Annotated in this window: 13 protein-coding genes and 4 pseudogenes; 5 read left to right on the top strand and 12 right to left on the bottom strand. The window is 43.1% G+C overall.

The window, feature by feature from the left end; all coding sequences use genetic code 11:
* Positions 1-50 precede the first annotated feature (50 nt).
* Positions 51-791 carry an HDOD domain-containing protein gene (locus tag N4T56_RS14960; protein WP_261734843.1) on the top strand — a complete coding sequence of 247 codons (741 nt, stop codon included), beginning with the start codon at positions 51-53 and terminating at the stop codon, positions 789-791.
* Here N4T56_RS14960 and N4T56_RS14955 read toward each other — a convergent pair.
* Complete coding sequence (locus tag N4T56_RS14955; protein ID WP_261733782.1) at positions 771-1,676, bottom strand: LysR family transcriptional regulator; 906 nt, start codon at positions 1,674-1,676, stop codon at positions 771-773. The genes N4T56_RS14960 and N4T56_RS14955 overlap by 21 nt on opposite strands.
* A gap of 381 nt (positions 1,677-2,057) precedes the next feature.
* Here N4T56_RS14955 and N4T56_RS14950 point away from each other — a divergent pair, with 381 nt between their 5' ends.
* Complete coding sequence (locus tag N4T56_RS14950) at positions 2,058-2,264, top strand: dodecin (protein WP_160053226.1); 207 nt, start codon at positions 2,058-2,060, stop codon at positions 2,262-2,264.
* A 41-nt stretch (positions 2,265-2,305) separates the two neighbouring features.
* Here the strand turns inward: N4T56_RS14950 and queG are convergent.
* The 3 genes and pseudogenes from queG to N4T56_RS14935 all read right to left on the bottom strand — a co-directional run bounded on the left by queG (position 2,306) and on the right by N4T56_RS14935 (position 5,401).
* Positions 2,306-3,531 (bottom strand): annotated as a pseudogene (gene queG, locus N4T56_RS14945) (tRNA epoxyqueuosine(34) reductase QueG).
* Between the two features lie 40 nt (positions 3,532-3,571).
* Positions 3,572-4,732: a GGDEF domain-containing protein gene (locus tag N4T56_RS14940; protein ID WP_261733781.1), complete on the bottom strand. Its 1,161-nt coding sequence runs from the start codon at positions 4,730-4,732 to the stop codon at positions 3,572-3,574.
* A 147-nt stretch (positions 4,733-4,879) separates the two neighbouring features.
* Positions 4,880-5,401: a hypothetical protein gene (locus N4T56_RS14935; protein ID WP_261733780.1), complete on the bottom strand. Its 522-nt coding sequence runs from the start codon at positions 5,399-5,401 to the stop codon at positions 4,880-4,882.
* 462 nt (positions 5,402-5,863) lie between these two features.
* Here N4T56_RS14935 and N4T56_RS14930 point away from each other — a divergent pair, with 462 nt between their 5' ends.
* Positions 5,864-6,298 carry a DUF3069 domain-containing protein gene (locus N4T56_RS14930; protein WP_261733779.1) on the top strand — a complete coding sequence of 145 codons (435 nt, stop codon included), beginning with the start codon at positions 5,864-5,866 and terminating at the stop codon, positions 6,296-6,298.
* Between the two features lie 79 nt (positions 6,299-6,377).
* On the opposite strand, the gene N4T56_RS14925 is transcribed toward N4T56_RS14930, so the two are convergent.
* The 5 genes and pseudogenes from N4T56_RS14925 to N4T56_RS14905 form a co-directional block, all read right to left on the bottom strand.
* Positions 6,378-8,066 carry an NAD-dependent malic enzyme gene (locus tag N4T56_RS14925; protein WP_261733778.1) on the bottom strand — a complete coding sequence of 563 codons (1,689 nt, stop codon included), beginning with the start codon at positions 8,064-8,066 and terminating at the stop codon, positions 6,378-6,380.
* Positions 8,067-8,553: 487 nt separating this feature from the next.
* Positions 8,554-9,018 carry a YehS family protein gene (locus N4T56_RS14920; RefSeq protein WP_188738445.1) on the bottom strand — a complete coding sequence of 155 codons (465 nt, stop codon included), beginning with the start codon at positions 9,016-9,018 and terminating at the stop codon, positions 8,554-8,556.
* 84 nt (positions 9,019-9,102) lie between these two features.
* Positions 9,103-10,152, bottom strand: a complete 1,050-nt coding sequence (locus N4T56_RS14915) for a serine hydrolase domain-containing protein (RefSeq protein ID WP_261733777.1) — start codon at positions 10,150-10,152, stop codon at positions 9,103-9,105.
* 10 nt (positions 10,153-10,162) lie between these two features.
* Positions 10,163-11,423: pseudogene (locus N4T56_RS14910) on the bottom strand (Nramp family divalent metal transporter).
* Between the two features lie 16 nt (positions 11,424-11,439).
* The gene (locus tag N4T56_RS14905; RefSeq protein WP_261733776.1) at positions 11,440-11,979 is read right to left on the bottom strand and encodes a PH domain-containing protein; all 540 of its coding nucleotides are present in this window, start codon (positions 11,977-11,979) and stop codon (positions 11,440-11,442) included.
* Positions 11,980-12,533: 554 nt separating this feature from the next.
* Here N4T56_RS14905 and N4T56_RS14900 point away from each other — a divergent pair.
* Positions 12,534-15,087, top strand: a pseudogene (locus N4T56_RS14900) (TonB-dependent receptor).
* 81 nt (positions 15,088-15,168) lie between these two features.
* Positions 15,169-15,786, top strand: a complete 618-nt coding sequence (locus N4T56_RS14895) for a glutathione S-transferase family protein (protein WP_261733775.1) — start codon at positions 15,169-15,171, stop codon at positions 15,784-15,786.
* Between the two features lie 95 nt (positions 15,787-15,881).
* On the opposite strand, the gene N4T56_RS14890 is transcribed toward N4T56_RS14895, so the two are convergent.
* The 3 genes and pseudogenes from N4T56_RS14890 to N4T56_RS14880 all read right to left on the bottom strand — a co-directional run bounded on the left by N4T56_RS14890 (position 15,882) and on the right by N4T56_RS14880 (position 17,719).
* Entirely contained in the window at positions 15,882-16,382 is a 501-nt protein-coding gene (locus tag N4T56_RS14890) for a DUF4447 family protein (RefSeq protein WP_261733774.1), read from the bottom strand.
* A 31-nt stretch (positions 16,383-16,413) separates the two neighbouring features.
* Positions 16,414-16,815, bottom strand: a pseudogene (locus N4T56_RS14885) (SMI1/KNR4 family protein).
* A 124-nt stretch (positions 16,816-16,939) separates the two neighbouring features.
* Positions 16,940-17,719, bottom strand: coding sequence for a GTP pyrophosphokinase (locus N4T56_RS14880; RefSeq protein WP_261733773.1), 780 nt, complete (start codon positions 17,717-17,719; stop codon positions 16,940-16,942).
* Positions 17,720-17,748: the final 29 nt, after the last annotated feature.

Below are 17,748 nucleotides of genomic sequence, written 5' to 3'. Positions count from 1 at the left end.
CGTTAAATTAATTTATACCCAGATTTATTGACCAAAGGTAACTGATGCATATGACAAATCTTGAACAACAAGTACTGACTCAAGTTCAAGCTATTATTGGCAACGAAGAACAGGTCATTGGTCGTCGTGGTATTTTGATCCCGTTAAAAAAGGCCTTAATTAACGAAGCCGATATTCGGGTTGTTATCGATACCGTCTCGGCGGATCCTGCACTCGCCGCCCATTTATTACAACGCAGTAATACCGCCCAAAATGCGGGAGTTGTGTCAACAAAAAGCCGCAGCGTGAAAGATGCCTTAATCCGCTTAGGGCAGGTGAATATTTATCGTTATGCGTTTTCGTTTTATTTAAAAGAGCGCCTAGATGAGCTAGCCGAACCGTACAAAAAGTTAGTACAAGGTTACTGGGCATTAAACGAAGCCATAGCTCATGATTGCATCGAATTATTACGTGTAGAAAGCGAAGCAGGTTCGGCAATAAAAGTTGACGCTGATGAAGTGCAAACTTTAGCCTTGTTCAGTGTGTTTGGCCAGGTGATTGCGCTAACTGCATTTGCGTATTTGAACGCAGAATTACCAAGACCTGTATCGTTAAAAGTGCTTAAATCGTTAATTGAACAGCAGCAACAAAAACTGTCTTTAGAGGCGTTTGAATCGCTAGGATTGGATGACGATTTACGCGATGAATTTTTAATTGCACATAACTTACGCCAAACACAAAACCCTGACTCGGCAGGACTTGTGCTTCGACGTGTGTTATCTAAACGGAAACTATTGATTAATCCGTTGTAGTGCGAGCCCTTCACTTGCCACAAGCTCAAGCCACTTTTGAATCAAATTAGCATTAGTGGCATCGCGGCGATAAGCGCCAAATAAAGGGCGTTTCAGTCCTTCAGCACCTAATTTTACCGCAGCTAAACTCAAGCCTTGGCTTTCGCGAATTGACCATGTTGGTAGCGTCGCGACACCATCATTACAGGCGACGCGTTGCAATAACATTGAGGTTAAATCGCATTGCTTTTGTTCGCCAGGCTCAACACCAGCAGGCTCTAAAAAGTGCTTGTAAATGTCTAAGCGTGCTAATGGCACAGGGTAGCTAATCACTGTTTCTTTAGCCAAATCAGGCGGTGTCACATACGCTTTTTTCGCGAGTGGATGTTCGCTTGATGTGACTAGCTTTACCTCAAAATCAAACAAATGTTGATACGCCACACTGTGGCCAGGTACAGGATCTGAGGTCAGTACAATGTCTAATCCACCGGTTTGCAGTGCATTAAGTGAATCAAACAAATGACGACTTGAAATATCAACCTGCGCTTCGGGAGCATGTTGCTTAAACTGTTCAATCACTGGCATCAACCAACGAAAACAACTATGGCACTCAATGCCTAATTTAAGTTGCTGACTTTCACCTTCAAGACCACGCTTAAGATCAGATTCAGTTGCAATCACCTTCGGTAAAATTTCTTCTGCTAAATTCAGCAGTCGCGCCCCTTCATGAGTGAAAGTTAACGGTTTACTTTTTCGAACAAAAATCGCTGAGTTAATACGAGTCTCTAACTCTTTAATTTGATGAGAAAGCGCCGACTGGGTTACAAACCGTTTTTTAGCTGCACCTGCCAAACTGCCACTTTCTTTTAACGCCATCAAGGTGCGAAGGTGTCTAAGCTCTATCATTTTCTCTCCACATGAATCTTGCTCAACTAGCTGATGAAATCAATTCGATTGCTTTGCAAGAGAGTAACACAATAAACTTCTAGACGTCCAGACGCCTGTATGAGTTTTTTTACATATTTGACTATTAATTTTAGTTAATAAAGCGACTTTGCTGTATACAATATTCAATAACTCAGTTCTCTTTTATTACAGAGCAGGTCAAACGATAACCAAAGCACATATTTGAACAAAAGAAGCGCTTGCCAGCATCATACGATTGACATCATATCCCCAAAACCTCGAGCGATAGAAAAAGGCGAACAGACAAGCTTAAGGCTATACTGATAAAGGATTAATTATTTATCAGCAGCACTTTAAAGATCTGAACATAAGGAGCTAAGCATGAGTCATACTTATAAAATTATTGAACTTGTCGGTTCATCGCCCATCAGCAGTGACGATGCGGTTAAAAATGCCATTGCCCAGGCCAATAAAACAGTTAAGCATTTGCGTTGGTTTGAAGTGATTGAAACTCGTGGTCATCTAGAAGAGGGGTTAGTTGCCCATTGGCAAGTCACCATAAAAGTGGGCTTTACCTTAGATACTTAACATCCTGAAGGTTTATGCTGACTGGCTCGATAGCCCAAAATCTAGGCATCTCTCGGTAAACCTTTTTCTATCGAGCGGATGACGCGTTGGGTTTTACGTGAAAGCGCCTCTTGTGGTGCTTTTTGCTTTTGTTGTGCAATTGCCCAGTCGATATGTTCGATTACCATGGCGTCGACTTCGTCGCTGAGTTTGCGTTGCTCGAGTGCGGCGATGATATTTGGGTTTGCAGGGGCATTGCCTAATGCTATAGCGATATTGCGTAGCCAGCGTTTATGGCCGATTCGTCTAATGGCGCTGCCTTCGGTTTGGCGCAAAAAGAAGGTTTCTGACCAAGCAAATAAATCGATTAACTCAGGTTGAATAAGCGCTTGGCGGGTATGAAAGTCAGACTCTGCTGTTATTGGCGCTTTGCTGTTGACTGGGCACACTAATTGGCAGTCGTCGCAGCCGTAAATACGGTTGCCTATTAAAGGCCGAAATTCTTCTGGTATAGCCCCTTGTAACTCAATGGTTAAGTACGATATGCAGCGGCGCGCATCGACTACGTAAGGCTCGACTATGGCGTCGGTTGGGCAGGATTTTATGCAGGCAACACAGGTGTTGCAGCCTTCTTCAATTGGTATGTCTAATGGCAGTGGTAAGTTAACCAATAACTCGCCTAAAAAAACCAGCTGCCTGCATTGGGATGCAAAAGAAGCGAATGCTTACCTGTCCAGCCTATGCCTGCTTTGTCGGCTAATGGACGCTCTAAGATTGAAGCCGAGTCAACAAAAGGTCTGAAATTACTGTCATCAAACCCGAGGGTTTGGCAGTGCGCGGTAATGTTGTCGCCGAGTTTTTTAAGGCGTTGACGCATCAGTTTATGATAGTCGCGTCCGCCGGCGTATCGAGAGATATAAGCTAAGTTGGGGTCGGTTAAATTACTGGCAAAACCAGCCTCTGGCGGCAGGTAATCCATGCGTGCACAAATCACTCGTAAGGTACCTGGGTGGAGTTCGTGAGGGCGTGCGCGCATCATGCCGTGACTCGCCATGTAGTTCATTTCACCGTGATAGCCTTTATCCAGCCATTGTTGCAAACTGGCCTGGTGCTGAGTTAAGTCAACGTCGGCAACCCCAATGTGGGCAAAGCCCAGCTCTTTTCCCCACTGTTTTATTTGCCGATTGAGCGCGTCAAGTTGAGCCGCTGTCAAAGGACATGGCTCAGCTGATTGGCGAGTGAGATCGTTTTGTTGATCTGGCGTTGAAGCTGGGGTCGTTGCAGTCATAGCGCTATTATTGAGTAAACAAGCAGAAATTATACTCGTTTTACTCTGCTTTGACACAGTTTCTGCCCGCGGCTTTGGCTGAATAGAGTGCTTTATCGGCTTTAAGTAATAATGGTGATAATTCAGTTTCGTTACTGTAGCTTGCCACCCCAGCACTGATTGTTTGATGTAAATGGGGTGAAATTTGGCTCCAATCATAATTGGCGATGGTGTCAATTAAGCGGTTTGCGATTTCAATGGCTTTGGTTTTATCGATATTAGGCAATAACACCAAAAACTCTTCGCCGCCCACTCGGCCAACTACATCTGTTTCGCGCATCATGCTTGAGCAAATTGAGGCTAACTTGATTAATACTTTATCGCCTATCTCGTGGCCTAAATTGTCATTCACTTTTTTAAAGTGATCGGCATCGAAAGAGATAATTGAGAAAGGCTTAGCCGATTGTTGAGCCGCTTTTAAAAAATGTTGTCCTTGTGCATAAGTGTCGCGTCGGTTTGATAGTTTAGTGAGCTCATCGGTTAATGCTAAAAATTTAAACTGTTGTTTTCGCATAAGCTGTTTGTAAGCAAATACTGATACTATGGCTAAAATAATGGCCACGAGAACAATAATAATAATTTGCATTTGTTCGTTGCGTTTCATCATTTGCAGTTGCTGTTCTTTGTCTTTATCCCGCTGCACTAGTATGCTGTTTTCAGATTGAATTTTGTCAGTGTTAAAGCGTGCTTGCATCTCGGAGTTTCTGTCTGACATGGTCTTTTTGTCGAGTGCGTCGTGTGCTTCAACATAAGCTGATAATGAATGATAAGCGTCGGACCATTGCTCTAGCGCTTGATATATTTGGCTTTTTAATTGTAACACTAGGTTGAGGCCACGAGCGTTATGGTGGTCGTTAAATGCCTTTTCGGCGTTGATTATATATTCGAGTGCCTGGCTGTGATTGCCTAGTTTGTGGTGGACTTTGGCAAGGTACAAATTCATGTAGCTATAACTACTGGCAATATCGGGTGTGATATGTTTTTGGGCTTGCTCTAACATGGTTTTGGCTTGGTCTAGCCGATTTAAGTTAATGAAGTTACCTCCAATACTCACGGCCATGTCTGCTGCGGCAATTAACTCATTTTCTTTAAGCCAAAATTCACGTGCCTTTTGATAGCGATCATTAGCCTCTTGGTAGCGACCTAGCTCTTCAAATGACATGGCCATTTCAATATTGATTAGGTTTGCCTCGAAGGCTTTATTATTTTTTAAGTAGTTAGTTTCAAGTTTGGTTTGGTAGGTTAACGCAGTACCTGGGTCGCCAAAGCGGCGGTAACTATTGGCAAGTTCACGTAAATTGGCGTTGACCTAATAATCGAGTTTTAGTGACTCATACAAGTTTTGCGCGGTAATAAGATCTTCTAAGGCGGCACTAAAATTACCTATATAAGATAAAATGGTGCCTCGGAGACTACGACTATCAGCAATTAAGCGTGGGTCTTCTAATAAATAAGCATTGTTGATGGCATTGTCTAATGGCTTTAAAATATTTTGGTTTTGACCTTGTTGATGTAAAAACAAAATTTTACATAATGTTAAGTCAACTTGAATCGGTGACGGGCTGGGCTGTTTGTATATGTTTAGGTATTCATCGGCGTAGCGAATGGCGGTATTGAGTTGTTCAGCGTTATTGGCAGGGTGGTTCCAACAGGTCTGTCTTATATTTAATTGTTGACGAACTGTGTCATCAACCGCGATGCTATTTTTATATTCCTTGAGTAACAGGTTTATTTCATCAATTGACGAAACATCGCCACGATCAATTTTTTGGTAAATTTCATCGGCGCGCGCGTTATCAATGGTGTTAGCATTAACATGGCAAGACATCATTATGATGCTGGCCAATATGATTATATTGAGTAATTTAGTCGTAAACAAAGCAGCGAAGTCTCATTTGTGATTATTATTGAACGAGCTATCAGTTTGTAGAGTAGCGTGTTTAGTCGTAAAAGTCTTGCGTTTAACCCATCATCATCGTTGGTGTTTTGAGATGACATCTCATATTAAAACAATAGCACTTAATTTATTATTTTGACCGTTTGGTATCTCTCATTTTAGCGTTTACATTGTTAAAAAAACGATTCAGCTTGAGCTACACAGTATAGTGGGTGTTACCTAACATGGTTAACATAATCAAGGCAGCCGGTTTGTTAAGGTTTTGAGCCAAATTTGCATTCGCTTTTATACCCGGGTATAAAGACGCCTTGATGAGCATAGCTAACAGATGAGCAGGCTTTGTTATCAAGCCTAAGTGACGAACTTAGGGTCTATTAACATGTTAGAGAGAAAGCCATGAGTAACGTTGATCAGCAGTATCAAGATGTCGCCAAGCAAGTTTCGTATAATGTTGCGAATAAAGTGCTACCAATGGACCAACTACCAGAAACGCTGTTAGAGGCATATGAGGGCTTGTTTAAAGAACTGCTCACAGACAATGCCAATGCGTTTACTCAGGCTTGGGATGCATTGCCTGGCAGCGCTCAAAAGTTAATGACTAAAGCAGAGTTTCATGGCTTTTATATTGCCAATGCCTGGATGCAATTAAGCCGTGTGGCACAAGAAATTGCTGACAGTGCCGATTCTGAAGAAGAAATGAATAACAATGAATACGACGGGGTGTTTGGTCGTTTAGCTGAGCAGTCATTGAAAGAATGTTTGCGTAAGTTGAAAAAAGCTCGCACCGATCGCTCAATGTTAAACAGTTTTAAGCAAGTTATGTCTGCTTAATGTTTACTTAACCATTGTAAGCAAACATAAAAAATCCCAGCCAAGCTGGGATTTTTTAGTTTAAGGCGCTTAATATTTATTAAAATGCGGTGCGTCTATAACGACGGTATTCTGGTTCCCAGAAGTTTGCGTCGATTGACTGTTTAAGCAGTTCGTCGGTACAGGGTAATGCTAAGCCTTGATCGATAGCCGTTCTGGCAACAGCAAATGCAATATATTTACTGACTTCTTGAATTTCTTCCAGTTTGGGTAATAACGAACCAGTACCATTTTTACCTAATGGTGAGCATTCTGATAACGCTTGGCTTGACGCCATAAGCATTTCATCTGATACGCGTTTCGCGCCGCAAGATAAAACGCCTAAACCTATCCCCGGGAAGATAAAGCTATTGTTACATTGGGCAATTTCGAACGTTTCGCCATTAATGACGACAGGTTCAAACGGGCTACCTGTCGCCACTAATGCTTGGCCAGATGTCCAGTGTAAAATGTCTTTTGGCGTGGCTTCAACTCGGCTGGTTGGGTTAGACAATGGGAACACAATTGGGCGTTCGCAGTGACTGTGCATGGCACGAATGATTTCTTCACTAAACAAACCAGGGGCTCCAGACACACCAATTAATACGGTTGGCTTGGCGTTGTTAACCACATCTAACAGTGAAATATGGTCGCTGTAGTTATCCCATGCATTCACTTCTGAGCATTTTTGCGCTAATTTTTGCTGGAAGGGCAACAGGTTAGGCATGTTGTCCAGTAGTAAGCCCCAACGGTCAACCATAAAGACTTGTGAACGCGCCTGCTCGTCGCTAATGCCTTCGGCAACCATTTGTGCCACGATGGCTTCAGCAATGCCACAGCCCGCACTACCGGCACCTAAAAAGGTGACGCGTTGTTGGCTCAATTTACTGTTAGCCGCTTTACACGCTGCAAGTAATGACCCAACCGTAACCGCCGCTGTGCCTTGAATGTCGTCGTTAAAGCTACAGTATTTGTCTTTGTAACGCTCAAGCAGTGGCATGGCATTTTTTTGCGCAAAATCTTCAAACTGGATTAACGCATCTGGCCAACGACGACTTACCGCTTGCATAAATGCTTCAATAAACTCGGCGTACTCATCACCGCCAATACGCTGATGGCGCCAACCCATGTACATTGGGTCTTCGAGTAAGTGTGGGTTATCTGTACCTACGTCTAAAGTCACTGCCAGGCAATATGCCGGACTGATCCCGCCACAACTGGTGTATAACGACAATTTACCAATGGGGATCCCCATGCCGCCAATACCTTGGTCGCCAAGACCTAAAATACGCTCGCCGTCTGTCACTACAATTACCTTAACTTTATGGCGAGTAGAGTTATTTAAAATGTCATCAATGCGGTCTTTATTGGTATATGAAATAAATAAACCACGGTTACGGCGATAGTTTTTTGAGAAACGCTCACAGGCTAACCCTACGGTAGGGGTGTAAATAATCGGCATCATTTCGCTGATGTGATTACGCAGTAAACGGTAAAATAAGGTTTCGTTGGTGTCTTGGATGTTGCGTAAATAAATATGTTTATCAAGGTCGTTATTGAAACTTTTGAACTGGTCGTAAGCACGTGATGCTTGCTCGTCAATGGTTTCAATTACCCAAGGTAATAATCCTTCGAGATTGAAGTAAATACGCTCTTCTTCGCTAAATGCAGTGCCTTTATTAAGCAGAGGAGATTCAAGAATCGCAGGACCAGCGAAAGGAAGATATAGGGGGCGTTTATTATCGTCCATGGGGAACCTTAATGTGTGTGTTTGTGATTAGTATATTTATCGGGCTAGATTACCACGTCTGATGTTTTTTGTGGTCTGTTAAGTGATTAAAATCACGTTTTTTATAATGATACCAATCCGCATCAATAAGTGACCACTCAGAATGCGTCCAGCAGTTTTCGATTAAGCCGTATCGTCATGGTGCTGCCTCAAATAGCGAGAATGTAGAGCAAAAGCTGCTGGGACATTCCTTTTAGGCGAGTTTTAAAAGGGCTTACACTGCGTTGCATGACTTCGAAAGAGAATAACTATTCATTCAGCCATGCGCCTTGTTTAAGCCCTGTTAAACTCTCGCTGAGTCATCACTGATTAACGCGCAATAGGATAGAATTATTGTCCGGCTGATTTGGACAAGGAGTTGGTTGTTGTTTAAATTAAGCGCTACTAACAAAAATGCACAGCCTAAGCTGTGCATTTATGGAGGGTTATCTCAGTATTTGTCGTGAGACTACTTGCCGCGATGTTTAATCGATAAGCCTTTTACAAAGTTTCGTAACACTTGGTCGCCACAGGTTTTATAGTTTTTGTGGTCAGGGTTACGGAACAGTGCGCCAAGCTCAGACTTAGACATGGCAAAGTCGGCTAAGGCTAAGGTGGCAATAATATCTTCTTCACGCATTTCGAGTGCAACGCGTAATTTTTTGAAAATAAGGTTATTGGTTAATTGCTTTAATGGTGCAGGGACTTCGGTACCTGGTTTTAGACCGCGATTGTTGATAATCAATCCATCTAAAAACTGACACATTAATTTGTCATTACACGCTTGATAGCCTTCTTCGTCCTCTTTTTTCAGCAGTGCAATAATTTGATCTGAGGTGATTTCGGTATTAGCTTGGCTGAAAATGTTAATCATTTTGGCGTTTGAGTAATCAAACACAAAACGAATACGGCGAAGAATATCATTGTTAATCATAAGGTTCTCTGGCGCGGCTGCGCATAAATAGTTTAGGTCAAGTGACGAGGCGCTATTATAGCGAGTTATCAGCGTAGCGTCAGATTAATCGTCAGTTTTTATTTGATTTCTTATGGTCTGGCGAATTTTGTCATGCAAACCAAAAACACGCTCCATATTGTCTAGGTCCCAGGAGGTATTTTCTAAAATCACTACGCTTAATTGCGTTTGTGGATAATAGATCATGGCGCTGATGTATCCGGGCAAATACCCCGTATGACTGTATTCAACTAAGCCAGGCAGCTGACTAATTTGCAAACCATAGCCATAATTTAATTCGCCCCAACGATGCGGCCTTTTGGCGCTAGGTGAGGTCATTGCTTGTAAACTCGTGGCAGATAAAAACTGCTGTTGGGTTAAGCCCTCAATAAATGCCGCTATGCCTTGGCTACTGGCTTGCATGGCGCCAAATGCAATAAAGCCATTGTCTATGGTGAACTCATCTAACAGTACACGTTGCTGTTGTTGCTCCATAAATCCGTGCACTAATCGCGGCTGTTGAGCGTACAGGTCGGTTATCTCACCCACATCTGCGCTTATATCGAGTTGGTATTGTTTGGCAAATTGATTAACCAACTCAGCGTAGGGCTTTTGGTCGCTTTGGCTAAGAATATCGCCGAGCAGTTTGTAGCCATAATTTGAGTAGCTAAATTGACTGCCAGGAATAAACTGCGATCTCGCTTTAAGGCTCGGTGATTTAGGCGGCAATATACCAGAGGTATGATTGAGTAACTGCGCGATTGTGATTGGGTGTTCGGTCACTATATTCAGATGCTCAGTAATGTCATCGTTTAAGGACAATTTTTGCTGATCAACAGCCCGCATTACCAGAGTGGCGGTGATGGTTTTAGAAATTGAACCAATTAAAAAGCGACTGTCAGCGTGAATGTGTTCTCCTATCGTTAGGTCGACATAGGTTTGCTGGTTGTCGCGGATTAATATATTGCCTGTAAAGGGTCTGGAGCCCTGATTTATTATTGTTTGCACATCGGCATTAGTTAGGGTTAACCCCAAAGCAGATAAAGGCAATAGGCTTAGGCTGAGTAATACCGCTACTTGCTTTAACTTCGGTTTGACGCGGTTTATATCCATCATTTTAAAAACATCACTTTGTTAAATACCAATAAATAAACAACAGCGCAAAGCCAATTAAATACACTAAACCCAACCAGGATAGCGCGACCATTGCATAGCCATAACGATGTTGTTTGGCTAAGTTTTGACTGGTCATTAAGCGGAAGTTTAACCAGGCAAAAATCACCGTAGTCATAAAGGCAAGGATCATCACAAACTCAAGCAGTGGCAATAAAGCGCCTTTAAAAAATAAAATCAGTAATAAACCCAAGGCACTTACCGCTAACATGACTGGGGTTAAATAACTGCGTGGTGAGTTGCTGTGAGACAGTAGCCTCCAGCCCATGTCTAAAGTGCGGCTGTAGCCGTCAATCACGGTTACCGTGGTACTAAAAATACATAAAAAAGCCACAACCCCAATTAAATAGCGAGTTTCATTACCCATCACTTGGCTGTAGAGGGTAATAAGTTGTGAGGCAAATATCGCCCCAGAGTCTGAGAAACGCTCGCCACTGCCGTGCATCACTAATGCGCCAAGCGCTAAAAATACCATCGCCAAAATCGCAGTGGTGACATAGCCTAAGTTGAAGTCGAAAATAGCCTGTTTTGCAGTGACGGTTTGGCTTTTACGTTTTTCAACGAGCCATAATGAGTTCCAGGCACTGACTTCAATCGGCGCTGGCATCCAGCCCATCATTGCGACTAAGAAGCCCACATACGCCCATTGCCAAGGAGATTCACTTGTGTGTGGTGTGGCAAACCCTGTTTGGTGATTAAACGCCAATGCGACTGCCGTTAATGTGGTCAAGGTGAGGGCAAGCATAATCACTTTTGTGAGTTTATCGAGTAATTTGTAATGGCCAAAAATGAGTAAAGCTAATGAACTCAATAAGACAATTAAGGCCAATACATCAATCGATAGCGGGACAAACTGAGTCAACATGGCGGCCGTTAACATACATACCCCAGCTGTGCTGGCGATGGCAGCAATGACATTCAGTCCAGTAAAGAGCATTAAATAACCGCGACCTTGTTTTTGATAGCCTTGTAGTAGGCTTTCATCGGTGGCTGCTGTATAGCGGGCGCCAGCGGCAAAAAACGGATATTTTACAATATTAACTAACAAAATGAGCCAGGCTAATTGCCAACCAAACTCGGCTCCCTGCACGAGTCGATGCCACTAAGTGTGATGCACCAATGGCTGCAGCCGCCATTAACACTCCCGGACCTGTGGCTTTTAATAAAGTATTTATTTGAGCTGCAAAAGAGCTGGATCTATTTTTATTCGACATGATAAACAGCAACAACCTATTGTGGAGAGTGTGGCGTTAACGCTTGTTCAATACGCTGCAAAGTGGCATTCATTTGTTGCAGGTTCTCAAGCAATAATTGATCGATGTCGACGTTATCAACAACCGTAGATTGGCGTTCTGTCAGTAACGACTTTTGTAGTAAAACTTGTTCTCTAAATGCTTGCACATCAACGACGCCAACCAAGTTAATTAATGAGCCAGTACCGGATTGCCCAGCGGTTTCTACGGTGAGTTTATAAATCCCAAACAAGCGCATAAGTGAATCTTGAATAAGCGCCATATCGGTGATTTTATCTAATGGCACGGTATTCTCTGTTCGCGTTAACAGGCCTTTACGTACAATCAGTCTTTTTTCGGTTAATTCTGCACTCATGTTGGCAATATAGCGTCTGACCGCCAATAAACCGACTGGAAACCATATTAATAACAAGGGAATACCAACAACAGTGATGGTGATTAATATTGCGCCAGACACTAACCAGTAAAGCCCTAGCTTTGGATGAAAGTGGGCACTAACTAATGTTTTTTCACTCATGACGCCCCCTTAAGTTTTAAATATAAATTCACTTTTTTTAACTTTTTATTCTTGCTTAACTCGATAATGGCAATTACATTACTGCACAATCTTGACAATGTATTGACATTGTTAAATTTTGACTTAACTTAAGCTGGTAGATTAGCTTTCGCGAAAGTAGTAGGCGGTAATATTGTTACCGCAGTTTGCAGTAATCATGGATATAAAACAATAAATTAACGTTAAGGATGATCATGAAAAAACCTAACCTATACCAATTCCAATAATCATTTGGTCATTCAGCGGGAGTTCTAGGCCTTCTAGGCAAGTAATAGGATTGTAGGCATAGTTGCTCTCGGCAACTGCTCCTGCGTTGCTCTACCTCCTGCATCCATGCAGTCGTACGTCAAAATCCTATTACGCAGTATAGAAGGCCTAGAAACCCGCCTTACTGGAGATACTCAGACTTTCAATTTTATTGTTGCATTGTCTTAAAAGGGAATAACCATTCTTTCAACAATGCGCCTCAAACTTAAAAGTCTGAGTGTCTCTGATTGAGCACATCATTATCGGAATTGGTATTACGCAATGCATGCGCTATTGCTGTTTCACTCTCTTTTGCCCCCTATCGCTTTTGTGTCACATTCAGCAGACACTGCTGAAGCTAAAGTTGAACGTATAGAAGTAACGGGCTCTCGTATCAAACGGACTGATATTGAAGGCTTCATCTCCGGTTCAATCACTCAATAAAGATGATATTGCTAACATGGGGTTTGACAACCTGCAGCAATTACTTGAGCGCATGCCTGCTAATGGCTCTGGTGCGTTTTCTACCCGTGGTAATAGTCAAGATTCTACCGCAAACGGTGGTGCGTCAATCAGTTTACGCGGCTTAGGCCAGATGCGACATTGGTATTGATCAATGGTCGTCGTGTTGGTTCGAGTGCATTTGCAGAAGGCATTTCAAACTCATTTGTTGATATTAACAACATTCCTGTATCTGCCATTGAACGTATCGACATTTTAAAAGATGGTGCGTCAGCGATTTACGGCTCGGATGCTATTGCCGGTGTGGTTAACATCGTGTTGAAAAAAGACATCGAAGGCATTGAAATTAATTTAGATTATGGCGATGACAGCGGCACCGGCTATGACGAAACCACAGCCAGTTTAGTGTGGGGCGTAAAAGCTGATAAAGGCAGTGCGTCTATTATTTTAGATTATTTTACCAATGGCACCTTATCGGCAGAAGATATGGGTCGTTTTGGTACGGCAAATCAATCGCCGTACGGCGGTGAAGATTACCGTTCATCACGGGGTTATCCGGGCTACTTTTATGTTGATGGCGTGAAAACCATTGACCCAGATTGCCCAGCTGACAGCGCGACCGCTAGCGGTAGCTGTTTGTTTGACTATGGTGCATACAATATGACTATTCCGACCTCTGAGCGCGTGGGCGCTATTGGCCAATTTGATTACATGTTGACTGATGATTTAACCGCATTTTTAGAGTTGTCAGTTCAACACAACACCTCTGAAGCGGGTGGTGCGCCCACTCCATTAGATGAGGATGCCGGCTTAACTGTACCTGGTACGCACCCTGATAACCCATTTGGGCAAGACATTGATATCGGCCGTTACCGTACCGTTGATGCAGGTGCACGTCGTTGGGATATTGAGTCTGATACCATGCGTATTGTGGCGGGGCTTCGTGGTGTGTTTAACGATTGGGACTGGGAAGTGTCGGCGCAACGCGGCCGTAGCGAATCAACTCAAACAGGTGATCGCACACAAGGTTGGGTAAGAACGGATTACTTACAAGCAGAAATCGATACCGGTAATTACAACCCATTTGGTGCAGCGGTTAATTCACAAGATGTGATTGACCGTATTACCACTAGCTTAGTCAGACAGGGAAAGTCTAGCATTACCGCTTATGATGCGAGTATTTCTGGCCATGCTTTTACCATTGGTGGCCGCGATATCATGATGGCAGCCGGTGCTGAGTACCGTGAAGAAAGTGTCAGTGATGTACCAGATGAGCAGTTCCAACGCGGTTTAATTTTTGGTACCGAAGCGGTATCGGCGTTTGGTTCGCGTGATCAACATGCTGCTTACGTTGAGTTTTCTATCCCTGTTACTGATAATTTTGAGCTACAACTTGCTGGACGCTATGACAGCTACAGTGATTTTGGCTCAACCACTAATCCTAAAATTGCTTTCCAATGGGGCGTGAGTGATGAGTTAACTGCACGTGGTTCGTGGTCGACAGGTTTCCGTGCACCATCGCTTGCGCAAATTGGTTTAGAGCCTTCTGAAAAGAGTGACTTTTTAGTCGATAGTTACCGCTGTGCTGCAGATAATGTTGATTGTGAATTATTAGATTATAACTTTGTGTTTGCTGGTAACCCAGATTTAGAAGCTGAAGAGTCTGAAACCTGGAATGTGGGTATGATTTGGGCACCAAGCCAAGAGTTCGATATTGGTTTCGATTTATTCAATATTGTGCAAGACAACAAAATTGATTCATTGCAAAACCAAGATCTTTACGATGAGTTCTGTGGCGATCAAAATAGCACTGTATGTGTGCGAAATGCGCCGCAAGCAGGTGAAACCTTTGGTTCAATTGACGTCATTAACTCAGCGTTTGTGAACATTGGCTCACAAGAAGTACAAGGTGTAGATTTGTCTACACACTACAGCCTAGGGTTAAACAGCTATGGTGATGTTAAGTTTGGCCTTGAGTACAGTTACTTAATCAGTTTTGAAAAAGAAATTGATGGCGAAACGATTGATTACACTGGCGAGTATGAATACCCAGAACACCGTTGGTTAGCAACAACTAACTGGATGATGGATGATTTTGCAGCCAACATTAACTTAAGTTATATCGGTGAGTTTGAAGACTATAACAAAACTCGCACCGTAGATGCGCAGTTGCTTGTTGATATGTCTGGCTCATACCGTTTTAACGAGATGTTTAAGTTATCAGTGGGGGTGAACAACGTGTTTGATGAAGACCCATCGTTTGCCATTGGCGATGGTGATGCTGATCTTTATGGTTACGCAATGGGAGTACATAACCCACTAGGACGTTTCATTTATACTAAAGTCACAATGAACTTCTAATCGCAGCGTCATAAGATAAACAACAGCCACATTCACTTTGGTGCAATGTGGCTTTTTTTAACTCAATTAAAAAGAGGCCTTATGATTACCTTGTTCGGAACTCAAAAAAGTCGTGCGTTACGCGTTTCTTGGCTATTAGAAGAATTAGGAATCGAATGGCAATTTCATGCTATTGATTTTGCAAATGGCGAACTTAAAAGTGCTACATTTTTAGCCCTTAACCCTTGCGGTAAAATGCCCGTGCTCACCGATGGTGACTTTGTGCTAACCGAATCTGCCGCCATTATGCGTTATCTTGCTGAAAAATATGGTCAAGGCCATTGGTTGCCCGCACCGGGGACTCAGGCATCGGGCATTCATGAACGCTGGGTGAGTTTTGTGATTAGCGAACTTGAACAGCCCTTATGGAACATGGGAAAACACCGTTTTGCCTTGCCAAAAGAGTGGCGACTTGAGGCGATGCAAAATGTAGCTAAGTGGGAGTTTGCCCAGGCGGCTGCTATCGCCGAGCAATGGATACCTGAATCTGGCTTTGTGTGCGGCAGTGAGCCAATGGTTGCCGATATACTATTAACCCAAACGTTAGGGTGGGCATTAGGATTTGAACAATCCATTGGACCTAAATTGTCAGCTTACCGTGACAGAGTGAAAGAGCGACCTGCGCTGGCTGCCGCATTAGCAAAAACAGCCCCAAAATAAAAAAGAAGCCAATATTGGCTTCTTAATTGATAACGGAGCGTGAAGGCTCCTATGCATCGGTTTAAAACTGAGTTAAAGCCCAAGTAAAGCTTTCGTTAAAGCTGAGTTGCAGCCCATTTAGCACGGCTTTCACGGTTTTCGCTCATGCCGTTTTCTGCACGATAAGCTTTATAGGCTTCGGCATCTAGTGCCACTAAAGTCACATCGACCTCAAGCACCAGTTTGCACTCTTTTTTGATACGCCATGCAGAGGTATTGTATAGCTCTGCTAATGGTAATGAGCTTAAAAACTCTGGATTATACTGGGTGTACACAACTTGAGTTGGATAAACCACAAACGCTAAACGGCGCTTAGGCTCTTTTTTAAACAGCTCTTCAATGCCATCACAGGTGTTAAGAACCTGCATTTCGATGATGTCATCAATGTCGAGTAGCTTTTTTTGCACTGGTACTGGCGCGTCTTTTTCGCCGGTTTCCCAGGCTAGTACGTCTTCGTTGCTGGTAGTGGTAATCGTGGCAACTTGTTCTGTCGTTAAGCCTAAAGACAAGCGTAAGTATTGCATTTCAATGGCGTTTAAGCCGGTATTTTTAGCCATGTTTGTTCTCTTTAATCATGATTAACGTGGGTTATTGTTCAAGCCACACGTCTTCAACCCAATCCCAAAACGATTCCCAAACCTGCTCGTCAAAATCGCCATCTTCCCAAAACTGCACTTGGCCTTCTTCGTCGATACAGTAAAAACTGTCACCGACCTGGCAAATGGCAATTTGATCACGTGGCATGCCAATGGATCAGGCGTAACTGGTGACTTCTGGCAGGTAAGTGTGCGAGTACGGGTCGGCAACGGTGACAGGCTCAAAAGCACCATAAATAACATCACTGGCATGTAATAGGTATTCTTTTAAATCATTAGGTAATCCTATTAGGATTTGTTCTTCAACTTCAACAATTTGTTCGAATGTTGGTAGTTCGAGCGGCACCGGTACGGTTTCGCTTAGTTCTTGCAATTGGTCAATAATTTCGTTCATGACAATGTCCGACAGCGAGTCTCTGGCGCGAGTATAGCAGATGTGAATGACGCTGAGTTTCTTCGGTTAAAAAAAAGCGCTCAATGAGCGCTAAAGAGTGGAAAGAGTAAATCAATACGGGAGGTTAAGCCGCTTGAATGGTCGATGGATACAAGCTTTGGCGTTTATAGTACAACCAGGCTTTGTGGTATTGCTTATGCGAATCTTGGCGTAATTTAGCAATGCTGGCGCGCTCAAAGTCGTTTAACGTTCTACGCTCCTTTTTAGCTTGTAGTTCAATGGCTTGAATTTGCTCATACACCTGGTGTTCTGGGCCACTTTTAATCTCGGCGATATCATTTAAATGAAACTGTACTTCAACCACCATTTGGCTTTGTGGCAACTTAACCAATACGTTTAAGTCGCGATACCCTGAGGTTTTTGGTTCAGCAAAACGGTTTTTTAATTGCACCACATCAGTGGACTCGCGTAATTGTTGGTAACTGGTTAATAGGCTATTAACATCATTGGCGACCACACTGGCACGGGCGATATCGGTTAATTGGCTAGCGTCACCATTAAACTTTAATTGCACTTTTTGTGCAGCACGAGCGTAGCTTTTTGTCGCGGGAATAATCGCAGAGGTATGGCTAGCCTGGTTAATATGATTAAGTAGCTCAATAAGCTCTTGTTGAGCTGCTGGTGCACGTGCCATTAAGGCATCCAGATCTTGAGTGTCTTGTTGTGCAAGCGCGGTATGCTGCTCGCTTAAACTGACTAATTGCTCAATGTCATTATATGACTTTTGACTGAAATCAGATGGCTCGGCTAACTTGTTATATTTAACTTCGTTAGGTTGAGCAATCGCGCCGCGGGTAGACAGTAAAATTAAAAAGATAAAAAAGGTACGAAACAACTTATTCATTGAATAGCTCCAGCGTAATGTCTGTGAAA

It is taken from the genome of Shewanella phaeophyticola, assembly GCF_025398315.1.
Classification (GTDB): domain Bacteria; phylum Pseudomonadota; class Gammaproteobacteria; order Enterobacterales; family Shewanellaceae; genus Shewanella; species Shewanella phaeophyticola.
Note: the sequence above shows the minus strand (reverse complement) of the source record. Positions and strands in the feature narration are given on the sequence as shown.